This window comes from Moorena sp. SIO3B2, assembly GCF_010692525.1.
GTDB classification, from domain to species: domain Bacteria; phylum Cyanobacteriota; class Cyanobacteriia; order Cyanobacteriales; family Coleofasciculaceae; genus Moorena; species Moorena producens.
This window is the reverse complement of record NZ_JAAHHE010000019.1, coordinates 56,312-78,422: the sequence shown is the minus strand read 5'-3', so window position 1 is coordinate 78,422 and position 22,111 is coordinate 56,312. Positions and strand designations below refer to the sequence as shown.

Here is a 22,111-nt window from a genome sequence, read left to right as displayed (position 1 = left end):
GATACTTATAGCAATCGCTTTAGCAATTGTGATAATTTTTACTCCCTACTTCCTACTCCCTGTTGCCTTTGATATAGAGGATTTTTGCTTATTAATTAAGATGGGTTTGCTATGCCTTTGCGGTCAGGCTCCCTAAGGAAAACCGCAGGAGGGCAGTTTCAATCAGACACCGGTTCGCTATAGGTGATTAAGATTTTGTTACTAACGACTACCAAGACGGTATCACAAATCCTGACCAACAAAACTTAATATAATCTAAAATTATAGCCCCACTCCCGACTCCCGACTCCCTATTCCCTATTCCCGACTCCCTATTCCCTCGGTGCGCTTGACCTAGGCGAATTAAATTCGCCTAGGGTCGCACCGCTCCCGACTCCCGATTCCCGACTCCCGACTCCCTAAGGAATTTATTACAAAAATTTTCAAAATATGCTATAATATAATGTTTTTTGTGGTAAACTAAAAGTGTGGAGAATAAATTCCACGGAAGAGCCAGCCCGGACATGTTCAAGCGGGTCGGGCTGGCTCTTGATCCCCATTTACAGGAGACAACTTATATTATGTGCTATAGTCAACGCCTATACGGATGGGTAATGATTCGGCTATTGCCCCACATGCCACCACTAGTTTTCGCTCGGTTTGACAACCTTTCCGATGCCAAGAGCCATTCCCAGGCTCTGAAACAGTTGATGCCCGATGCGAAATTTTTGATTTTTTTTGATAGAGGTCTGCCGATGGAGCAAGACGAATAATCTTAGGGGCTCAAGGGGTGATGATCATTATCACCCCTTGATGATTTGATTTTTTCGTTAAAAAGATCTTCAGCTATAGCGCAGCGCTATAAAAAATAATTAGTGGTCAGCAGCCAGTTGCTAATGAAATTACCACCAACAACTAACTACTAACCACTAACTTAAACTTTCAATTCCTTTAGTAATCTAGGAATTCTAAATAGGTTGTGAATTATTACTTAGACAGAATCCCTTAACTACAAATGTTTTGGGTTGATTGATTTTTACAAATCGTTTATAAACCCGATTGTATCAATCTACTGCCAACCATTGTCAGCTTGATACAACACATAATCAGCAAGGGCTGTAATCACATCCGGTTTTAGGCGACCTTTGAAGGCTGGCATGGGGGGCTTACCATTGGTGATCTGGTAAACGATCTTGTCCTTAGAGTACATGCCATACTTCTCAAGGGCATCCTTTTTCAGAGTTTTTTGGGCATTGATTAAATTCTTGCCACCCGCATGACAACTGGCACAGTTACCTGCGAAGACTTGTGCTGATTTAGCTAGGGCTGCTGGATCTATGGCTGCAGCTACTTCGACAGGTTCAGCAGGAGTAGTTTCTTCCTCTGCTACTGCTTCTGGTTCAGCGGGAGCAGCAGGCTCAGGTGCTACAGCTACCTCAGTAGTTTCAGCAGGAGTAGTTTCTTCCTCTGCTACTTCGGTAGGTTCAGCAGGAGTAGTTTCTTCCTCTGCTACCTCAGTAGGTTCAGCAGGAGTAGTTTCTTCCTCTGCTACCTCAGTAGGTTCAGCAGGAGTAGTTTCTTCCTCAGCCACCTCAGTGGGTTCCGCTGGGGATTCCACGGTTTCGGTAACTGCAGCAGTTGGGGCAGGTGTGGTTTCTGGAGGAACAGTAGCTGTAGTTGCGCCACCGCAACCATAGGTCAAGGTCAACACACAGACCGTTACCACAACCAGTGATAATAGCTTTTTCAATGCAATTTGTCTCATGAGATTAAAAAAAACAAGTGGGCTAGTCCATACAGGATTGTCAGATCATGTTTTTCTTTCCGTCAAAAGACAAGCTGTCAAACTTCTTTATTCCTGACTTGAAGCGCAGTAAGGGCGCACACTGTGCGCCCTTACGTCATACCCTAGGGTTATAGTTGCTGGGTAAGTCTTGATTTAAGTTAACTAAACTACCACGATTTGCGATCGCTTAAGTCTTAGAATAGTTAATCTTGTGAAAGCTGTGTGGTTTTGACATTGCTGGAAGTCTTGATCCACAGCCCTAGTCCTAGTGCTACTATGACTCAGCTTCAACAATGATTGTGCCTCCCATGCCAGCACCACGGTGGGGGGCACAGTAGTAGGAGTATGTACCAGGCTCATCAAACGTAGATGTATAGGAAGAACCCGCAGCCATCAACATGTTTTTGTGACTCAGAGATGGATAGCCATCAACAATAACATTATGAGGACCAATTTTGTTCATCACCCACTTGACAGTTTCCCCTGCTTTGATGGTAATAACACTTGGTTCAAATTTTAGTTGCCCATTGTCTGTACCCATTTTTATAGTGTAGGTTCCTCCACCAGCTGCAGCAGCAGGCTCAGGTGCTACAGCCACCTCCGTGGGTTCCGCTGGAGTAGGTTCTTCTTCAGCGATCTCAGCGGGTTCCGCTGGGGATTCCGCCTCTTGGGCAACTTCAGCAGCTGGGGCAGGTGTGCTTTCTGGAGGAACAGTAGCTGTAGTTGCGCCACCGCAACCATAGGTAAAGGTCAAGATACAGAAGGTTACCACAAGCAGTGATAGTAGCTTTTTCAATGCTATGTTTTTCATAAAAAAAATTGAACCATGACTGTCAACGGTTCAATTATATGACAACTCGTCATACACATTACAAGCTGTCAAACTTATGATCAAACTTATTATGATCAGATGGCTTAGAAAGCCTACAGGTAAAGGGAAGGGCGGCTGGCACAAACATCACCGAGGCAGCAATTAAGTAATCTGCTAGTATGGCCAGGGAAATGCTAAGCTGCCATCACACCAGCAGCAATAGGGGCAAATCCACCTATGATCAGGGTATCTTAGGTGCGGGAGATCATAGGTGGACATGATTAAGGATTCTTTTTACTTGCACAAGGATTCTTTTTACTTGCACAAGGATTGGATTTACCGGCACAAGGATTGCCTTGCTCTGTAGTACTCTCACCAGGAGTAGTATTGGTTGTGGGAGCACCACAGGATGTTACCAGTCCTAGAGTGACAATTGAGGCAGCAGCGATAGTAGCAAAATACTTAATTTTCATGGCAATTCCCTCCTTTGCTGTAATGAAGGTTAATTTTTATCTGCATTGTACATGAGTAATAATTGAAATGGCTTAAAATGAATTGCTTGAAACTGAATGAAACCTGAGAGATGACTGAGGAAGAGCTGAGAAATGACTAGTAGCGATTTAGCTGCTTTCCCAGCAGTCAAATTTCAGTCAGACTTTAAAACAGCCCTGTCTCCTGAAGCAAGGGTAATTTTGTGATTGCTTTTTTTCGTAAATTCAAATGTAAATTGAAATGTAACTTAAAAACATCGTCAGCTTATGTGCATAAGCTGAGAGCTGAGAGCTGAGAGCTGAGAGCTGAGAGCTGAGAGCTGAGAGCTGAGAGCTGAGAGCTGAGAGCTGAGAGCTGAGAGCTGAGAGCTGATAGCTGATAGCTGATAGCTTACAAAACATCTATCAAAAACCTTGCTTAGGTAAACTGTATGGAAAGTAGTGATTGGTTGCTGACAAATCAAGGCAACTGTGAACCCTGTGAGATACCTAGTGACTGGGAATGGTCAACGAAACCCTATCGACTCTATCGGTTTCTGACTGACCTAGAGGATACTCTCGATCAGATTAACGATGAGCGCCAACTGCTCCAAGTAATTCGTCCTTTGGTACGTCGCTTACTCACTAGTTCCTACTGGCTACAGGGTGAATATCTTGAACCTAACCCTGACCCAGGCTGGTCGGTGCAAATGCTTTATGATGAAATCAATTATCCCTTAACCGTCCAAAATGTAGTCTGGTTACCGGGAAGAGTTTCTCCCATTCACAACCATGGTACATGGGGAGTAGTAGCCGTGATCAGTGGCCAGGAAAAAAACACCTTTTGGCGGCGTACTGATGACCCAGACTTTCGCGATCGCATCGAACAAGTAGGAGAAAAAATCCTATTCCCTGGAGATATTATTAGTTTTACCTCTGATGGGATCCATAGTGTGGAAGCAATGGGAGATGAACCAACAATTACCTTTAATATTTATGGAGAAACCAACTACGACCAGCGATTTGAGTTTGATCCACTAACCCATACGGCAAAGATATTTTGAATTAAGAATTGAGAATGTAGAATTAATAATTCAGAATTAAGAATTAAAAAAATATAACATGTTGAAGTTTGTCTGTCATAATTGCTAAGTTAGCACCTAGGGGAGTAGCCAAAAAATAAAATACCAGATTTTAGCTTGTAGGGTGGGCAAAAATATTTTGGTTCAAATGAGTCTTCTAGATAAGAGAACTTTGCCCACCCTACTTTAATTGGTATTTTTTTTACATGCAAGTCCCTAAACTTCTCCATTCTCAATTTTTAATTCTAAATTCTACATTTTTAATTCTACATTCTTAATTCTACTATTCCCTTTACTATCTATTCCAAGCAATCGGAATACTGGGATGGGAAACTGGGATATTGGCATCCTGGTCAGATTTAGTTTCTAGATCCAGTACCCTCACAACCTGGTTATATATTTCTTCTGCTTGTTGGGGAGAATCTCCAATGCTAGTTAACCCTAGTTTGCCAAATTCAGAGAGTGTGCCTATTAAGTGAAATACAGTGCCAGTTTTGGTGCTGCTATCAAAATGGAGTTGATGGTAGGCGATAATATCCATCAAGTCATTGGGCATTAACCCTTTGTAACTATCTTTTTGTAAATTGTCCGTGGCAATATAGTGCTTTGGTTGACCCTCTTGAGAGCAAAAAAGACCAGTGGAGAGGTCATAGCGACCATTGGTCATGAATTTCAGGGTCATAAAGGGATGGGTTGTACCGCCTTTGCGCAGGTTGATTTCAATGGCTTGTAAGTCCCAGGTATCCCGATCGGGCTGATGAACCGCAACAAAATCTACACCGTAACGCTCTATTGCTCCTTTTTTCGCTAAGGTCTGACCGACTCGTAGTCCCAAATCTTGCAATTGTAGGCGATAACCTGGATCAGCGGGAAATCGACAACCTAAATAAATCTGACCGTCTGGTCCGCCGAGAATTTGATCGTGAGTCGAGAGAATCTTGACCTCGCCATGGGGGGTAATATAAGCCTGAACGCTAGGCGATCGCTTTTTTTCTCCGTCAATAAAGGCTTCGGCAATTGCCCCTAACTGCGGTATCCGACTGCTATAACTCTCCCAGGTTTCCCCACTAGCTTGAAATCTCAAATTTACGATCTTTTCTTTCAAAGCCGCTACTGTTTGAGTATGGGAAACATTTCCCGGACCTACCTCCGATAGTGGTTTCAAGTCCAAGATAGCATTGCCCTCCCCAGAAAACCCTTCGTTGAGTTTAATCACAATCTTGTTCAGTTGCGGTTGCCTGTGCCATAACTGCGCTGTTGCTTCGACTAAATCATCAACGGTCCAGACTAACTCACTGCCGTCGGGATGGGGGACACCACTGTCAGCAAAAATTTGCCGACTACCGCTCTTGGTACCCCAATAAAGCAAATCTGGGTCTGGGGCAAGTAGGGGTAAGTTCAATTTTAAGGATATCTCGCGCTCTAGATTAGTAGAGTTGTAACAAGACATGTAAGACTTTCCTGGACGTAAGGCTTGACGAATCCGCTTCATCAAGCGGGGACGTTCTAGAATCTTTTGGCTAAGTGGCTTGAGGGAAGCATCATAGGTGGAAAACAGCAGTAAGCGATCGCGTGCATGGGAAAAGGGAATTCCTGGCAGAAGCTGCAAGTAGTAATCAATCACAATCGGTGGCAACGGCACAGCGGTAACATAAATTAACCGTGTGTAAGGGTTGCGCAGACGAATTAGGGAAAATAATAACCGTTCTTCGTAGTGCAAAAAACCCTCAACTTTCAGCAGTTCCCGTTGGTCAACACTGACAGAAGGTACTACCAGAATATCGTGGTCGTCTTGGTCAAATTGATCACTACTCTGCCAGCGATCGCGTAATTGGTGCTGTAGTTGCTGAAACTTTGACTCTTGCCGAGATAAAGAATCATTCACATTGTCCATTGTTTTTTAAAATGGTAGCTATAGCGCTGCACCCAGGGAATCGGGAATCGGGAATCGGGAATCGGGAATCGGGAATCGGGAATCGGGAATCGGGAACAGGGAATCGGGAATCGGGAATCGGGAATCGGGAATCGGGAATGAAAAAGCTTGTAATCGCTTAAGTCTCTAGCTCCTCTACGGATTTGGGCACACCAGCAGTCAAGACTTCATTCCCTGACTCAGTCACTAACACATCATCCTCAATCCGAATCCCAATCCCGCGCCAGCGCTGATCAATAGCTGGCTGACCTTCCAAAGGCTCAGTATCAGGACCAATATAAAGTCCTGGTTCTACTGTTACTACATTACCGGGCTGAAAAATATGCCAGTTCTCCCCCTGTTTGTACCCTCCACTGTCATGGACATCCAATCCCAGCCAGTGACCGGTGCGGTGCATATATAGATGTTTATATTTCTTCTCTTTAATAATTTCCTCACTATCACCGGCCAGGAGTCCCAAATCGATTAACCCTTCCACCAGGATTTTCACAGCCGTGTCATGAAACTGATTAAAGGGATTCCCTGGTTTAACTTGTGCGATCGCATTCAACTGTGCCTTCAAGACCAGCTCATACAGAATTTTCTGCTCTGGGGTAAACTTACCACCCACTGGAAATGTCCGAGTAATATCAGCGTTATAATACCCATAAGAACAACCAGCATCAATCAGTAGTAAATCCCCGTCTTGCATCTGTCGATTGTTCTCGGTATAGTGTAGTATGCAGCTATTGGCCCCAGATGCTACTATGCTCGGGTAAGCCGGTCCGATGGCACCTCGTCGCCGAAAATCATGTTCTAGCTCTGCCTGCACTTCATATTCATAACGTCCAGGTTGAGTAAATGCTCTAGCATGGTTATGGGCGTCCACAGAGATTTCCACAGCTTGACGCATCAACTTCAATTCCGTAGTACTCTTAACCCGGCGCATCCCATAGAGAATTAAGTTAGTCGATTCGAGAGCCATCGGTCCGGTTCCGTTTTTGGGATAAAGTCCCATCAACCTTTGCCAGTGTTTCAGGATGGTATCATTGAAAGGTTTATCCCGTCCCAAGTGGTAATAAATTCGATCGGCCTTTTTTAAATACTGAGGTAACTTCTCATTCAACTCAGTAATCGGATAGGTCTCATCCGCTCCAAATTGTTCTTTTGCTGCTTCCACACCTGTCCGATAGCCTGTCCAGACTTCTTTCTCTGGTTCTTTCGGTTGCACAAACAGGACAAATCGGTGTTCTTCGTGATGGGGCGCTAGTACAATTACTGCTTCTGGTTCATTGAAACCGGTCAAGTAAAAAAAATCGCTATCCTGTCGGAAATTGTATTCCACAGTATTATGCATAATGGCAACCGGGGCGCTCCGAAAGATTGCGGTCCCGTTGCCAATCTTACTCATCAACTGTTCACGACGCTCTTTATATTCGGTTTGTGGAATCATCCTTAGTTATTGGTTAGTTGTTTGCTATATTTCTTTTTAGCCCAAGCCCACCTATATAGAACTGGTTAATGGCAATTTTACCGTATAGGTTGTACCAACTCCGACTTGACTAGTTAAGGTAATTTGACCATGATGCAAATCCACAAACTTGCGGATCATGCCTAGCCCCATTCCTGAAGAATACATAGAACCAATATTACTAGCTCGGAAGAACGCTTCAAATAATTGTCCCTGACCTTCGGGCACAATCCCACTGCCTTGGTCTTTTACCTGGAACACAATTTGGTTATCTTCACAAAAAATTTCCAAAGCAATCATACTACCCTTCAAGGAGTAATGAGTTGCTAAGGTCAGCAAATTGCTCAAAATTTGCCGTAGGATTTGTTCATCCAGCTCAACTAGGCCAGGGTAATCCTGAGCAAATAACTCAATAGTATAGCGCTTTCCCACAATGATTTGCTGCTCTTCGACTAAACTGCGGCAGAATTCAACCACATCTACGGGCACACAGTTGAGCTGGAGTTCACCGGATTCAGCCTTGCTTAAGGTCAGAACATCCTCCATAATTCGAGTCATTCGCATCACTGATGATTGAATCCGATACAAGTTTCTTTCTTTTTTGTGCGGTGACAACTTGGAACCGTATTTTTGCAGGACTTCAGCAGCAGTTAGGATAATCGATAGGGGAGTGCGAAACTCATGGGAAATCCTAGCGATTAGGTCAGATTTCAGTTCCCCTAGTTCTTGTACTGCAGACAATATTTGACCCACTTGAGCTTCAGCTTGTCGGCTAGCGGCAGCTTTGGCTGGCAATTTTGATCTTTCTACTGCCAATAATTCTGGTTGTTGCTGTTCCCTGATATTCCACAGCACAAGAACTACACCCTTGATGGTACCATCTTCTTCTGTAATCGGGGAAGCACTATCTCCCACGGAGATCTTGCTACCGTCTTTGGCAATCAAACCTATGCCCTGATCCACAAAAATGACCCTTTCTTCCTGAAGCACTTCCATGACTGGGTTCTGGAGTGGGGTATCAGTGAGTTCGTCTACAATTTGAATCACATCTGTAATGCTTTGCCCAGAAGCTTCTGCTACTGTCCAGCCAGTGAGGGTTGCAGCTGCTGGGTTCATGTAGGTGATTGCTCCTGTTTCATTGGTAGCGATCACAGCATCATTAGTGGAGCTGAGTATTGTGGCTAGCAGATCCTGCTGTTTGACTAACTCTTTTTCCAGCTGGTGCCTATAGAGGGCCGTTTCAATCGCTACCCGCAATTCCCGTTCGTTAAATGGTTTGATCAGATACCCGAACGGTGCTGTCCTCTTAGCTCGGGCTAGGGTACTCTCATCAGAGTGGGCTGTCAAATAGACTACTGGAATCTGGAATTGCTCTCGGATGCGCTGAGCAGCAGTTATGCCATCTATATCGTTTGGATCTAAGGTAATATCCATCAGGACTAAATCAGGCTGGTTATTGGCAGTGCTGCTGATAGCGCCCGTACCAGAGGTGACGCTATCGGTTACTGTGTATCCCAACTGTATGAGCTGTTCAGCAATAACTTCAGCTGTGATCGCTTCATCTTCAACCACTAAGATGTTTATTTGTGACATTTCCTAGTTATGGAATTGCTTTTTAAGTTACCTTGGGTTGTCCCTTGTCTTAACTTTGAAGCAAGCCAGTGTGTTCTCCCTACTTAATAATTTTTGCTTTGGTTCTGTGCTGCCAGTTAGTTAACTGCCTCACAACCTGATAGTTCTATATCACAATTCGAGGGTGGGTCTTGAAAAATTTCCTAATGCTTTAAGCTTGTTTAAACTTGTTTAAACTTTATGAAAATTTAATTTTAAACATAACACCATGACTTGTATCTAACTCAAGCTCACCTTTGAGTTGCTTAGTGGCTAGGGTATGGACTAAGCGTAGCCCTAGGGTCTTGGGCTTAGCTAAATCTATACTTTCTGGGATGCCAAGACCATTGTCACTGACCATCAGTTCAAAATAGTTATCCTCACGGCACTTAAAGTCAACAATAATTTCACCGCCATCTACTTCTGGAAAAGCGTGTTTGAGGGCATTGGAGACTAATTCATTAATAATTAAACCACAGGGAATGGCCCTGTCGATGTCCAGAAATTTCTTAACAAAATTAACCTTAATCCTAGGGGGATGATTACTACAGGTGTAAGATCTTAATAAGTCCTTAGTCAGAGATTGAATATAATCTTCGAAGTCAAGCTGGCTCAGGTTCTTAGAGCCATACAATTTCTCATGGATTAAGGCCATGACTTGGAGACGGTTGCGGCTTTCACAGATGATCTCCAGGATACTTTCATCATCTATATATCGAGATTGGAGGTAAAGGATTCCTGAGACAATTTGTAAATTGTTCTTGACCCGATGGTGAATCTCTTTAAGCAGTATGTCCTTGTTTTGGGCCTCTAGAGTTGCTGCTTCTGCTCTGATGCGATCGCTAATATCTCGACCTTCTAGGATTAACAACACTATATTTCCGTTCTCATCCCGCAACGGTTTCACGGAAAACTCCATCGTGAGCACTTGACCCTGTAACCCTAGCACCGACCCTTGATAACGGACAAACTCACCGGTGGCTGCTCTCGCGATCGCATTTTTTAAAGGATTTTCGATTTGAGTAGACTTTGTCCACCATTGGATTTGCCAGAAGGGCTTACCCACAATCTCTGACGGAGTTAATCCGCTAAAGTCAAGGGCGGTTTGGTTGGCTTCGAGCAAGGTACCATCTGGTTGCAGCAGCCAAGTAAATTGGCTGGTCTGGTCAAAGATGGCTTGGAATTTTCGCTGACTCTCTCCCAAAGCTTTCTCGACTTGCTTGGCTTTGGTAATGTCAGTGACAATACCATCAATGCGTATGGGGATACCATGGGCATCGGTGTGAATTTGGACGTGATCACGAATCCAGCGCACCTGCCCATCAGAGCGCACGATGCGATATTCTAAGTCAATACCGTCAATTGCCAGGAGTGATTGGGGTGACAACGGCAATGATTTATTGTTGATAAAATTTCGCTTCTGCTGAACTCGTTCTCGGTCTTCTGGGTGGATTACCTCTAGCCAAATATTTGAGTTAGCTAAAAAATCGGATATGCTATAACCATAAAGATTGTCAACAGCGGAGTTGAGGTAAAGCAGTTTGGAAGTTTGGGGGCGCACGGACCAAACCACATCCTCTAGGGAACTCAAAATACTTTCGATACTTTCGAGTCGATTGTGGCTTAACTGTAATGCCAATTCGTTTTTTCCGAGTGCCTCTTGAGCCAGAATGCGTCCGCGAATCTCCTTGGCTAGTCTAGAATTAGCAGTTAAGAGTTCAGCAGTGCGTTGTTCAATCCGTCGTTCTAGCTCAAGGCTGGCTTGTCGCAACTTTTTGATCAGCTTCTGGTTCTGGTCTTTGATCCAGCCGAGCCGCACAGCCAGTAAGACCACCACTAGAATCCCCAAACTGACCTCTACTGAACCCCCGGTTAAACTCGGTGGACCAAAGTGAACAGCAGAGGCATAGATCAGGTAAATTGCCCATACTGTGGCACTGGTAACTCCAGCAAGTAATCCGTCGATACTGGCAGTTAGGGCAACAGCAAAGATAAGAAGTATAAACGGAGTTGGAACAATAAACCCAAACTGCCGTAGGGTTTCAATCCAGAAAATCATGGCTACAAGCGCCACTCCACCAGTCCAGAAAGGCGGTTGCAGTCTGGGTAAGGGGCTAGGCAAGGGCATTTAGAAGTTGTAGTTGTAACTCATTAGTTGAATCACTGACCCATCCTGGGATAAATCCCCTGAGCTAATCCTAATGGTATCGTTTTTGGCACGGCGTATGGGTGTGTCCTTCATCAATGTTAAGAACTCCTCCACTGGTAAAATATCACACTGTTCGGCATCAGCCGCCTTGGTTCGGAAATGAGTAGGAATCATTATCTTTGCCTTAAGGAAATCAAATGCCTGTTTAGCTTCTTGAGGGTTGTAGGCTTTCGGTCCCCCTCCCACTGGAATTAACGCTAAATCAGGACGCCCGATCAGAATTTTCTGCTCAATATCTAGAGGGGCTGCTGCTCCTCCCAGATGTAGAATATTGATACCGTTTTGAGTCCATTTCCAAGCAACATTATTACCAAAGCGACGTCCACCGACTCGGTCGTGAGGAATACTAATTCCCTCGAATTTTAGCCCATTTGCTTGAAAAATACCCGGTTCAAAGAGGAGCCGGGGACTGCCCGGTATGCCTTCCGCTGCTCCTTCATCTAGTAGTAGGCTACTGATTAGGACTAAATCTGCCTCTACTTTTGGTGAGTTGTATTTAGCGGTACACCCAATGGTTTGGAATGGGTTGACTAAAACTCGCACACCACCCCCAGTAAATAAAAAGCAGGTATGACCAAGCCACTTTACTGTCAATACATTGCGTGATGGCTGTGCTTGGTAAGAACTGAGTCCAGAAGCTAAGCCGGTTGAAAGAGTTGTGAGTACACCCGCACTGACATAGCGCATCAACTGTCGCCGTTTCATGGTTTGTTGGAAACAAGTTTATTTTCAGGGAGATATAGAGAGAGTAGCAGATGCTGGCAGCGATTCTAAGAAGTTTTTTAGAAGTTGCTTACCAGAAGAGGTCAAAATACTCTCTGGATGAAATTGGACGCCTTCGAGCTGGGGATAGTTCCGATGTCTAACTCCCATAATTGTGCCATCATCTACCCAAGCCGTAATTTCCAAGACATCAGGACAGCAGCTACGGTCAATCACTAAGCTATGGTATCGAGTCGCTATGAAAGGATTGGGTAATCCCCGAAAAACCCCAACCCCAGTGTGATGAATTTCTGAGGTTTTGCCATGCATCAATACTGGTGCCGAAACAATTTTCCCGCCAAATACCTGACCCAAGGCTTGATGACCCAAGCAAACCCCTAGAATGGGTAGAGTTGACCCCAAATTGCTGTAGATAGCACTTGATATCCCAGCATCTTCAGGGCGTCCTGGCCCTGGAGAAATCACGACCCCATCTGGGTTGAGGTCGCGGATTTTCTGTATATCAATTTTATCATTGCGATAGACCTGAATCTCTGATCCCACAGGTAATTGGGTACCCAATTCTCCTAGGTATTGGACTAAGTTGTAGGTAAAGCTGTCGTAGTTGTCAATGACAATAATCATTATCCGTTACTCCCGATTGACCATAGGTTGCAGGTTATAGATTATAGGTTACCGCTTATTTGAAGTCTGGTCTGGTTTTAAGCTCAGTATTCCAATCAAAATGGAGAATATTTCTTCTGTATCTCTAGGAATAGTCTGACTTTGAATAGTTTTGGCAATGTGCTTCCGTTTCCTATCAAGGGTTCCAAATTTCCAAATATCCCCCAGAGTCACAGCACCATAAATAATTTCAATAGATTCGCTATCTTCGTACTTATCTAAAGCAATTAGTTCGGCTGCTAACTGGTTGAAGCCACTATCAATATCTTTCTTTTTTGCTTCTATAATAATCAGATTTTGGCTAGTTTTTAATAAGTAGTCTAGCGCTCCCCCTAGCTGATCGTTAATGTCTAGGGGATACTCAACATTGATTTTAACTGGGAGCAGCTTTGCAATTTCTAGGATTAGTGGGGCAATCAGAAATTCCCGTTTAGCAATTTCCGAGGTAAGGCTGATTTTAGGAATAATGGTGTAGTAAGTATGGTTGAGCTGTTGAATGATATCTAGGTCATAGTTGCTAGACTTAGGCAGGTCAATTAATTCAATGCCAAAGGAGTAACCAAACTCACCAACAATTTCCTCAGTGGGATTGGTCATCGCAAAATAGTCACTAAATGTATACTTGCGGTTTTCTTTGAATATCGATTTTTTCATAAGTTAATTTGTAAGCTATTAGCTATCAGCTATCAGTTATCAGCTATCAGTTATCAGTTATAATTTACCAGTTATAACCAGTCAGCTATCAGCGGTCAGCCTATGGGCTACGCGCATAAGCTGACTGCTGACTGGTGAATGCTTACGGTTAAATTGTAGTCAAATCTTGATTTTCGGTAATTGGTAAGTATTTATACTTATTATTGACCGTTAAGAGCGATCGCACTTTATACTTCGTAAGTGCTATGACAGTCAGCGAATAATCGCCGTCTTAAGAGGTTGTCTGAGAAGTCTCATTTGCTACATCCAAGCCCCCGTTGGTCCCCCAATTTTGGGGGACTTTTAGAAGCAAATTGACTCTTGTTCCCCCCAAAGTTGGGGGGCTAGGGGGGCAAAATTCAGTATCAAAAAACTTTTCAGATATCCTCTAAGATATACTTTATAATTTTCTTTATCAACAGTCTCTTAGCTAAGCCGCACATCTGTTCCAATCTCAAAACGAAATAGTTTGGTCTCTAAAATATAATTAGACGCAATCAGGAGACTGATTAACTATGGCATTCAGTGACTTTAAAACTATAGCTGATGTACAGAAACACTATCAAATTAAATACGAAGAGGGAACTTTTATCGTTTCTCAAGACACTGACCCACCCGAAATTTTCTTGAAAGACCTAGAGTTTTATAAAGAAACAATAGATGTATTCAGCTCGGAAGCCTCCCGGAGTGAAATTATCATTTCACCATTGTTGCGAGAACTCTATAAAAAATACTATAAAATCTATTCTTTCTGGATTCAAAAAAGCATCTTCTATGACCAAGTTCTATCAGGGACTCCTGACTATATATTTTCGACAAAATCGGAATTAGGGAAAACGGTTTTAGAAAAGCCACTGCTTATTATTCTTGATGCAGTCGCTCATGGGGGAAACCCCCAAGACCGCGCTGCATCGCTTATCGAAGCAAAGAAAAATGATTTTCAACAAGGTTGGGGGCAATGCCTTGCCGAGTTGGTAGCTTCCCAAAAAATCAATCAAGATGTTCAACGTCCTGTTTATGGCATAGTTACTGATGGTAATTTATGGCAGTTTGGACGATTACAAAGGGACATTTTTACTCAAAATATCGAGAATTTTACGATTGATAAATTGTCCCGATTATATGGAGCATTAGACTATCTTATCCTATTAACGGAAAACTATACTAATAACGAGTAATATTGGTATTATCTTGAGGTAATATAATTATTATAATATAATTCCTATCCCCCATTAATCTCACACTTCCCGATCGGGTGAGACGGTGAGACGTGAGGCAACTGCTTGAGGTGCGCTTTCCGTAAGCGAATTAAATTCGCCACGGGTCGCACCTGTTCAATGCTAAACGTCCCTCAAAGCCTTGCTAGTCAATCAATTGACTCCAAGTTTGTGCTCCAACAATACCATCAGCCGTTAAACCTTGTTGTTTCTGAAATCTGATCACAGCACTTGCGGTGCCTGAACCAAAAATACCATCTGCCTGAGTTCCCACCCGACGTTGGAGATATTTTACTGTGGTACCTCCAGCATGATTAGGTCTAAGTATGGGTTGCTCAAGAATCTGATTAATAGTCTTCCATGTGGTCGAGTCACCAATTCCAGTTTGGTTAATTCCTACAATAGCTTGAAATGTTTTTATTGCTGCTATAGTCGCCTGATCAAGGGAGCCATTTTCTACTAATGGCTTACCAGCAGGACTTTTAATTTTTAAGCGATTGAGAGCTTTTTGTAATTCTAGAACATTATCTTCGGAGGAAGATTTAGTAGTTGGTGGCTCTTCTCCAGTTAATCCTTTAACAATTGCATTAGCCAATGCTTCTGGATCGTAGAGTGCCATATCTTTTTGGGAATCACAAAAGCAGCTTTCGATCAGAATTGCTGGCATATTGGTATATCGGAGGACATATAAATGAGAGCCATTTTTAACCTTTCTATTGAAGTAACCCAACTCGACTATTTTTTCTAAAACTGGCTGGGCAATTTTTTTGGCAGTATTACTAATCGCAAATACTTCTGTTCCATTAGCTTGGCCATTAAACCCATTAAAATGAATTGAAACAAACTGATCAACTCGATTAGCATTGGCAATATTGCACCGTTGCCGCAGCGAGCTGCCTAAAGTACTCGCACTTTTAGGCTTGCATTCAACTACCTGATGTCCCAAGTCTCTCAATTTTGAAATTACTCTCGTTCCGACGTCCCTAGTCATTTCATCTTCTACTCTGATACCTTGAGCTCCTGTATCAGCGGGCAAGTTGTGACCAATATCAATTCCGTATTTCATGATACTTTCTGAATTTCTCTAATTAGCCATTTTCTCTAATTCTGTTCTATGTTAGTGGATTTAAGCCAATAGTGCTTAACAAAATTTAATAAACTGCTCCTAAATCGAAAACTCAGACCCAACTCCTGGTTCTTTTTCTAAATTGATCTGGATCAAGAAACGTTAAAAAATAACGTAAGCATTCAGCTATTAGCTATCAGCTATCAGCTATCAGCTATCAGCTATCAGCTATCAGCTATCAGCTATCAGCTATCAGCTATCAGCTATCAGCTATTAGCTATCAGCTATCAGCTATCAGCTATCAGCTATCAGCTATCAGCTATCAGCTATCAGCTATCAGCTATCAGCTATCAGCGTCAAAGCCTGTGCCACGCTACTTGAGGTGCTTTTGAATAAAACAGGTAACCATTCGAATAATGCTGAGTTACGTCTGCTGACGGCTGACGGCTGACGGCTGACGGCACCTCAAGTAGCGCATATGCTTACCTGAACTTGAACTTGAAGCTTGAGCAAAGCATAAAGTAATGGGTAATAGGAAATTGGCTTACAATTCCCCATTACCCATTAGCTTGTCCTAAATTAACAACTAACTATCCTGTAGCCGATACTTTTTAGCTACCAAAATCTACCAAAAGCAAATTCTGGCTCGCCAATGCAAGATGCTTTCACATCCAGGGGGTATCTCCCAAAGCTCTTACGGAATATCCCGCGAGCGCCATAAAAATGTCAACAAATTTGGTTCCACCGGGATAGACAGTGCAACTATTAAACCCTTGGTTTTCGGTTTTAATTTAAGTTACATAATAATCTCTGTCGGTGTTACCCTAATTTAAGTCTAACAAATAATAAAAGTTTTTGGTAGACTCTGCAACATTTTCTCTAGCGGTTTACTAACCTTCTTTTTGCCTTGTTGATAATAAAACCCAGGCTTTGAGATGGCTAAAATGCTACAATTTAACTGTGACTGTCTTGACCTCGGTGTATTGCTGCAAGCCATACTCCCCAAGTTCACGACCAATCCCAGACTGCTTGAAACCACCGAAGGGAGCAGCGGCATCAAACACATCGTAGCAATTCACCCAGACAGTACCAGCACGGACATTGTTTGCGATCGCATGAGCTTTAGTAATATCCTTCGTCCACACGGCTGCTGCTAAGCCATACATAGTATCATTTGCCCGCTTAATCACTTCATCGATATCCTTGAACTTAATAATGCTCATCACTGGTCCAAAGATTTCTTCTTGGGCAATCTTCATCTGATCTTGGACATCAACAAACACTGTCGGTTCGATGAAGTAACCGCGATCGCCAACTCGACCACCACCACACAACATCTGAGCTCCTTCCTGCTGACCAGACTCAATATAGCCCATCACCTTATTGAACTGTTCGAGATCTACCTGGGGACCCTGTTCTGTGTTAGCATCAAACGGGTCACCAACTGTGCGATTTTGCGCCCGTTTCACGCACTTGTCTACAAACTCGTCATAGCACTTCTCTTCCACAAACAGTCGCGAACCAGCACAACAGCACTGTCCTTGGTTAAAGAACAGGGCAAAGTGAGCGCCCTCAATGCTTTTATCCATGTCAGCGTCAGCAAAGACAATGTTAGGACTCTTACCACCAAGTTCTAGAGTGACCCGCTTGAGGTTACTCTTAGCTGCAGCTTCCATAATTAGATGCCCTACCTCAGTCGAGCCGGTAAAGGCAACTTTATCGATACCCATATGATGTGAAATCGCAGCCCCAGCAGTTGGTCCATAGCCTGAGAGAAGATTCACCACACCAGGAGGGAAACCTGCTTCGAGAATCAGTTCACCGATCCGCAAGGCTGATAAAGGAGTCTGTTCCGCCGTTTTCATCACCACGGTGTTACCAGCTGCCAGTGCTGGGCCTAACTTCCAAGCTTGCATCAACAGTGGAAAGTTCCAAGGAATAATCTGACCAACCACTCCTACAGGTTCATGGCGCGTGTAGCAAAAGTAAGGTCCGTTGATGGGAATTGTTTTGCCTTGAATCTTATCTGCCCAGCCAGCATAGTACCGATAGCAAGCAATGACTAGAGACACATCTGCATTAAAGGAATCACGATAGGGCTTTCCATTGTCTAGGGTTTCCAGCCGTGCTATTTCTTCCTTGTTTGCTTCGATTAAGTCAGCTAGCTTGTAGAGTAACTCCCCCCGCTGGGTGGCAGACATTTTCGGCCAGTCTCCACTGGTAAAGGCTGTCCTAGCCGCCACTACTGCTTTATCAACGTCTGGGGCATCAGCCTCAGCCACATCACAGATCACCTCTCCTGTTGCAGGGTTAATCGTCTCGAATCGTTTCCCAGAGGCGCTGTCTACCCATTCGTTATTAATCAGCAGCTGAGTTGGTCCGATTTTGACCGTTGGCTGTGGTGTTGTCTTTGGTGTAGGGGCAGTGACCATAATCGTCTCCTGTTGTTAAGTTGATTTTTTATGACATCCTCAATTCTAATGGTGGATTGTAAACTGAAAATTTAACTAAAAATATATATTTTATTAATATTTTATTTGAGATTTTTAACTAAATTTAAATTTTTGCTTAATTTTGTTAACACTTTAGCCAGAGTATCCCTAATTATCCCTATGGTCATATCTATAGGGGTTCTGATATTAATCAGGTTGTACACACGTATTTTTTACCTGTTCCCTGTTCCCTATTGTCTATTCCCTAAAATCCCAAGCTTGTGTACCTAAACTATTTGAATATTTGATAAATGCTATAAAATATTACTATCCAATCACCCATTACCAATATTTGGTTGAACTCCATAGGTTTTAAACTTTTCTATAACTATCTGCATTTCTTCCTCACTCAATAATTGAGGTTCTCCATAAATCTTGTTAACGCTGAGGATTTTGAGATAAATTTGAGCCAAGGTTTCTAGCTCTTGGGCGACTTTCAGAGCGTGCCTTAGATCTTTGCCACAGGCAATCATACCATGATTTTTTAACAAACAGGCAAGGGAATTTCCCAATGCTTTTAGGGCGTTGTTGCTAAGTTCTTGAGTGCCAAAGGTAGCATAATCAGCTACCTTTATACTGCTCCCACCTGTCCTAGCAACCATATAATGAAAGCTGGGTATAGGTATACCCATACAAGCCAATGCTGTAGCATGGATGCTATGAGTATGGACAATAGCATTCACATCGGGTCGATTCAACAGTATGTCATAGTGAAATCGCCATTCACTGCTGGGTAAATAACGATTATTCTCAGCAAAAACCGGTTCTTTGTCTTTGCCGAAGTAGATTTTGCAGATTTTATCAGGAGTTAGGTCTTCGTAGTCTAGTCCACTGGGGGTGATTGCTATTGCCTCACCGATACTGTCTCTAACCCTGACACTCACATTACCACTGGTACCTTGATTGATACCAAGACTGTTCATGCGAAGACAGGTATCAATGATCTGCTGGGCGGTTATGGTTTCAACAGGGATTGACTTGATGATCATACTAAGTTGCACCTGATCCGGGAATTTGGGGACTTTATCAGCAATCTTATCCCCCTTTAGCACCACACAAACATAGCAATCCTAATTCCTAGGTGAACAATACTCCCCTAGTTGATTCCCTAGTTCGTTAGTTTGAGTTGCGAACTGTCACTGTTGACGAATCATACAGAATTACTATAGACACCGATGCACCGATAATCCAAACCTATCTTAATGTTTATAAATCCGTATTGTTCCCCTTGCTGCAATCAGAATCAATTGCTATTCATAGCCATGGCAATTAATTTATTGACAATAGGGGATACTATTCTTCAGGTGGGACCCGAACGCGCCCCGCGTCGGGCTTTGCCTAAAGGTGCGACCCTAGGGCGCGAGGGATTGCTCGCGCCCTAGGAGGCGCGCACCTGAAGAAGCGATGCAGCGCGGTCTTGGGGAGCCAGTGCGGTCTTGGGGAGCCAGTGCGGTCTTGGGGGTTCCCCCCATGAGCAACTGGCGTGGTTTCCCCCACTCGCTATTGCATCAAGACAATGATGATTTTTAACGACAAATTAAGTACATTTTCTTATCCCCCACACCCCACACCCCACACCCCACACCCCACACCTGAGGTCTTTGTAAAAAACCTACCCTTATGAGCTTTCTCCTCCTCCCCATCTTCCCCATCTTCCAGCTCTTCCGCTGTTTCACAACTCAAATCGGATTGCTACAGCATGAATTAAAGCCGAGGGACACTCAACAACAAAAGTCACCTATCACTATGGCAAAAGCAATAGGCGACTAACTCCTCTCTATGGATTAGATAATTACATCAATTAGGTAACATTGGCAACAACGGATTGGTACTTGACCAGATCAGCGATCAGCTGTTTGGCTCTTTGACAGTAGCTTGAACATCAACACTCTGAACACCTTCAACCTGGATTGCCAAAGGTGCAATCTGACTCAAGTCATCATCAGACGATACTTTTCCTGAGATAGTCACAATTCCCTCTGCGGCTTCAACTTCCAACTTGCTATTGGGGAGATTGGTTTCTAAATTATTAAGTACTAAACTGGCTAGTTGGTCATCTTCATCAAGGTTTTCTAAGTTACCCAAGGCTTGATTTGGCTCTTGAGTAGTTACAATATTCGACTCGATTTCCTCTTGGGTTCCTTTGACCATGGCATCGCCTTGGTTTCCCTCAGACCGTAAGGTTACTAGTTGTTCATCGTTTTGATCTATAGAGTAGGAGGCTTCATCACTTGTCTTAGCCTCATCGCAAGCAGCAGCACCAAACAGAATCACTCCACCTAGTAAAATTGGCATCAACTTATTCATCTTTGATTTCTCCTTGTTTTCTCCTTGTATTTACTCCAATCCAGTCCGGTTAATCACTTCATATTTAGGTAAATCGCGATATATTAAGTGTTAAGTATTAAGTCAAACTTTACACTATCAAATTATCGAATAAACCTAACTAATAAGTAGTCAAACGGACGGGATATAATTCCCACAAACACCAAACTTATTCAGCAGGTGCGCTTGACCTTGGCGAATTTAATTCGCCATCTGAATTTGGCATGACTCCTGTTGGTGCTGGTTCCGATTGAGCATGAGATCTTGAGGGCAAAATTACATGGTTAACAACATGAATAATGCCGTTACTGGCTTCAATATCTGCTTGAGTTACCTGAGCATTGTTGACAGTAACATTACCGTCTTCACCCACGTGTACTGCCACCGATTTTCCAGCCATAGTGATAATTTCTCCCGACTGGATTTGACTGCTAGGAACTGCACCACTTACAACATGATACTCTAGCAGCTTTACCAGTACCTCTTTGTTTTCTGGTTGTAGTAGACTGTCTAAGGTATTTGCTGGCAGTGCAGCAAAAGCGTCATCGGTGGGAGCAAAAACAGTGTAGGGTCCTTCACCAGCCAAGGTTTCCGTTAAGCCTGCTGCCTCAATTGCTTTAACAAGGGTTTGGAATTGATCATTGCTCGCAGCTTGCTCTACAAGGTTACTGGCTGTAGATTCAGCCTCAGTGGTAGCTGGCATTTCTACCTTTTCACCCTCTTGAAGGGGTTTGCTCAAGGAATCGGGGGCGCTTTCTACCATAGACTCAGTTGCACCATTGACAGCATCTTTAACTGAGTTTTCGGTTTTTTCTTGCGCTATTGCCGGGAAACTGATCAGAGCACTTAATCCCAGAATACCTGTTAGCAACTTAATGCGAGTTTTCATTTAGATCATCTCTCCTGAATGCTAGGTATGGTTAACGCTTTCCAACTAATTTATCGAGCTATAGTGACCGAGGTATAGATAAGCATTCAGCATTCAGCATTCAGCTATCAGCTTATGTGCTACATCACAGCGTCGAAGCCTGTGCCACCCACGCTACTTGAGGTGCTTTTGAATAAAACAAGTAAGCATTGGTTTAATTTCTGTTACGTCAGCTGACGGCTGTTTGCGTAGCGTGAGCTCAAAGCTCACGGCTGACGGCTGAATACTTAACATTCTCACTGATTGGAAAGCTAATTTAGATCAAGTCTAGAAGCCTGATGATTAATTAACCAAATTTTCCGACCATTCCCCATTCCCCATTCCCAAAAGGGGGAGTTTATCTGTTGCAGGTATTTAGAGAATTGGTATTGGTATTTGGTATTGGTATAAGAAGGATGATTTCCTCCTAGGCACAATCTGCCTATAGACGTTTTGGCAAGTTCTCCGAAAATTTTGAGGGTGCCAGAGTCTAAATTACCCTGAATTTCATCTTGTGCCTGTTGGGGGGTTAGACCTGCTAGAATCAAGCCTGTAAATACCCACCCTAACCCGGAACTATTGTTATTGTTTAGTATTTGCTGCATTTGATTCACCACAGTACCTCCCAACTAAATTGATGATTTCCTGGGCTTCATATTTTGAGATTATTACCCAAAAGTAAAAAATTCGGTAA

Annotated in this window: 21 protein-coding genes; 5 read left to right on the top strand and 16 right to left on the bottom strand. The window is 43.3% G+C overall.

All coding sequences use genetic code 11. The features are described from left to right. The first annotated feature begins 467 nt into the window (after positions 1-467). Complete coding sequence (locus F6K38_RS06955; RefSeq protein WP_008181358.1) at positions 468-752, top strand: hypothetical protein; 285 nt, start codon at positions 468-470, stop codon at positions 750-752. A gap of 296 nt (positions 753-1,048) precedes the next feature. On the opposite strand, the gene F6K38_RS44090 is transcribed toward F6K38_RS06955, so the two are convergent. The 3 genes from F6K38_RS44090 to F6K38_RS06940 form a co-directional block, all read right to left on the bottom strand. Continuing rightward, positions 1,049-1,318 (bottom strand): c-type cytochrome, encoded by a 270-nt coding sequence (locus F6K38_RS44090; protein ID WP_502708083.1) that lies wholly within the window; start codon positions 1,316-1,318, stop codon positions 1,049-1,051. A gap of 721 nt (positions 1,319-2,039) precedes the next feature. Further along, positions 2,040-2,561 carry a plastocyanin gene (gene petE / locus F6K38_RS06945; protein ID WP_287250863.1) on the bottom strand — a complete coding sequence of 174 codons (522 nt, stop codon included), beginning with the start codon at positions 2,559-2,561 and terminating at the stop codon, positions 2,040-2,042. Positions 2,562-2,857: 296 nt separating this feature from the next. Next, positions 2,858-3,049 carry a hypothetical protein gene (locus F6K38_RS06940; protein WP_287250861.1) on the bottom strand — a complete coding sequence of 64 codons (192 nt, stop codon included), beginning with the start codon at positions 3,047-3,049 and terminating at the stop codon, positions 2,858-2,860. 449 nt (positions 3,050-3,498) lie between these two features. On the opposite strand from F6K38_RS06940, the gene F6K38_RS06935 reads away from it, so the two are divergent. Next, a complete protein-coding gene (locus F6K38_RS06935; protein ID WP_287356355.1) occupies positions 3,499-4,110 on the top strand; it encodes a cysteine dioxygenase family protein in 612 nt (203 codons plus the stop codon). Between the two features lie 313 nt (positions 4,111-4,423). Here the strand turns inward: F6K38_RS06935 and F6K38_RS06930 are convergent, their stop codons facing one another. Further along, a complete protein-coding gene (locus tag F6K38_RS06930) occupies positions 4,424-6,022 on the bottom strand; it encodes a peptide ligase PGM1-related protein (protein ID WP_287356353.1) in 1,599 nt (532 codons plus the stop codon). Between the two features lie 11 nt (positions 6,023-6,033). Between F6K38_RS06930 and F6K38_RS06925 the strand changes: the two genes are divergently transcribed. Next, entirely contained in the window at positions 6,034-6,183 is a 150-nt protein-coding gene (locus tag F6K38_RS06925) for a hypothetical protein (protein WP_287250859.1), read from the top strand. Here the strand turns inward: F6K38_RS06925 and F6K38_RS06920 are convergent. The 6 genes from F6K38_RS06920 to F6K38_RS06895 all read right to left on the bottom strand — a co-directional run bounded on the left by F6K38_RS06920 (position 6,180) and on the right by F6K38_RS06895 (position 13,371). Further along, positions 6,180-7,493 (bottom strand): aminopeptidase P N-terminal domain-containing protein, encoded by a 1,314-nt coding sequence (locus F6K38_RS06920; protein ID WP_287356351.1) that lies wholly within the window; start codon positions 7,491-7,493, stop codon positions 6,180-6,182. The genes F6K38_RS06925 and F6K38_RS06920 overlap by 4 nt on opposite strands. 51 nt (positions 7,494-7,544) lie before the next feature. After that, on the bottom strand, positions 7,545-9,104 hold the full coding sequence (locus tag F6K38_RS06915) for a hybrid sensor histidine kinase/response regulator (RefSeq protein ID WP_287250857.1): 1,560 nt from the start codon (positions 9,102-9,104) through the stop codon (positions 7,545-7,547). A gap of 217 nt (positions 9,105-9,321) precedes the next feature. Further along, positions 9,322-11,250, bottom strand: coding sequence for a sensor histidine kinase (locus F6K38_RS06910; protein WP_287356349.1), 1,929 nt, complete (start codon positions 11,248-11,250; stop codon positions 9,322-9,324). Further along, positions 11,251-12,036: an MBL fold metallo-hydrolase gene (locus F6K38_RS06905; protein ID WP_008181344.1), complete on the bottom strand. Its 786-nt coding sequence runs from the start codon at positions 12,034-12,036 to the stop codon at positions 11,251-11,253. 24 nt (positions 12,037-12,060) lie between these two features. Further along, positions 12,061-12,678 (bottom strand): anthranilate synthase component II, encoded by a 618-nt coding sequence (locus F6K38_RS06900; RefSeq protein WP_008181343.1) that lies wholly within the window; start codon positions 12,676-12,678, stop codon positions 12,061-12,063. 48 nt (positions 12,679-12,726) lie between these two features. After that, on the bottom strand, positions 12,727-13,371 hold the full coding sequence (locus tag F6K38_RS06895) for a hypothetical protein (protein WP_287356347.1): 645 nt from the start codon (positions 13,369-13,371) through the stop codon (positions 12,727-12,729). Positions 13,372-13,925: 554 nt separating this feature from the next. Here F6K38_RS06895 and F6K38_RS06890 point away from each other — a divergent pair. Then, the gene (locus tag F6K38_RS06890; protein ID WP_008181339.1) at positions 13,926-14,588 is read left to right on the top strand and encodes a hypothetical protein; all 663 of its coding nucleotides are present in this window, start codon (positions 13,926-13,928) and stop codon (positions 14,586-14,588) included. 184 nt (positions 14,589-14,772) lie between these two features. On the opposite strand, the gene F6K38_RS06885 is transcribed toward F6K38_RS06890, so the two are convergent. The 3 genes from F6K38_RS06885 to F6K38_RS06875 form a co-directional block, all read right to left on the bottom strand. Continuing rightward, on the bottom strand, positions 14,773-15,693 hold the full coding sequence (locus F6K38_RS06885; protein WP_008181337.1) for an N-acetylmuramoyl-L-alanine amidase: 921 nt from the start codon (positions 15,691-15,693) through the stop codon (positions 14,773-14,775). A gap of 947 nt (positions 15,694-16,640) precedes the next feature. Further along, positions 16,641-18,125: an aldehyde dehydrogenase family protein gene (locus F6K38_RS06880; protein WP_008181335.1), complete on the bottom strand. Its 1,485-nt coding sequence runs from the start codon at positions 18,123-18,125 to the stop codon at positions 16,641-16,643. Between the two features lie 335 nt (positions 18,126-18,460). After that, the gene (locus F6K38_RS06875) at positions 18,461-19,174 is read right to left on the bottom strand and encodes a class II aldolase/adducin family protein (RefSeq protein ID WP_044492485.1); all 714 of its coding nucleotides are present in this window, start codon (positions 19,172-19,174) and stop codon (positions 18,461-18,463) included. A gap of 415 nt (positions 19,175-19,589) precedes the next feature. Between F6K38_RS06875 and F6K38_RS06870 the strand changes: the two genes are divergently transcribed. Next, a complete protein-coding gene (locus F6K38_RS06870) occupies positions 19,590-19,715 on the top strand; it encodes a hypothetical protein (RefSeq protein ID WP_287356346.1) in 126 nt (41 codons plus the stop codon). Positions 19,716-20,033: 318 nt separating this feature from the next. On the opposite strand, the gene F6K38_RS06865 is transcribed toward F6K38_RS06870, so the two are convergent. The 3 genes from F6K38_RS06865 to F6K38_RS06855 form a co-directional block, all read right to left on the bottom strand. After that, complete coding sequence (locus F6K38_RS06865; RefSeq protein WP_008181329.1) at positions 20,034-20,492, bottom strand: BON domain-containing protein; 459 nt, start codon at positions 20,490-20,492, stop codon at positions 20,034-20,036. A gap of 187 nt (positions 20,493-20,679) precedes the next feature. After that, complete coding sequence (locus F6K38_RS06860) at positions 20,680-21,399, bottom strand: fasciclin domain-containing protein (protein ID WP_008181327.1); 720 nt, start codon at positions 21,397-21,399, stop codon at positions 20,680-20,682. 290 nt (positions 21,400-21,689) lie between these two features. Next, a complete protein-coding gene (locus F6K38_RS06855) occupies positions 21,690-22,022 on the bottom strand; it encodes a hypothetical protein (protein WP_131826965.1) in 333 nt (110 codons plus the stop codon). Positions 22,023-22,111 lie beyond the last annotated feature (89 nt).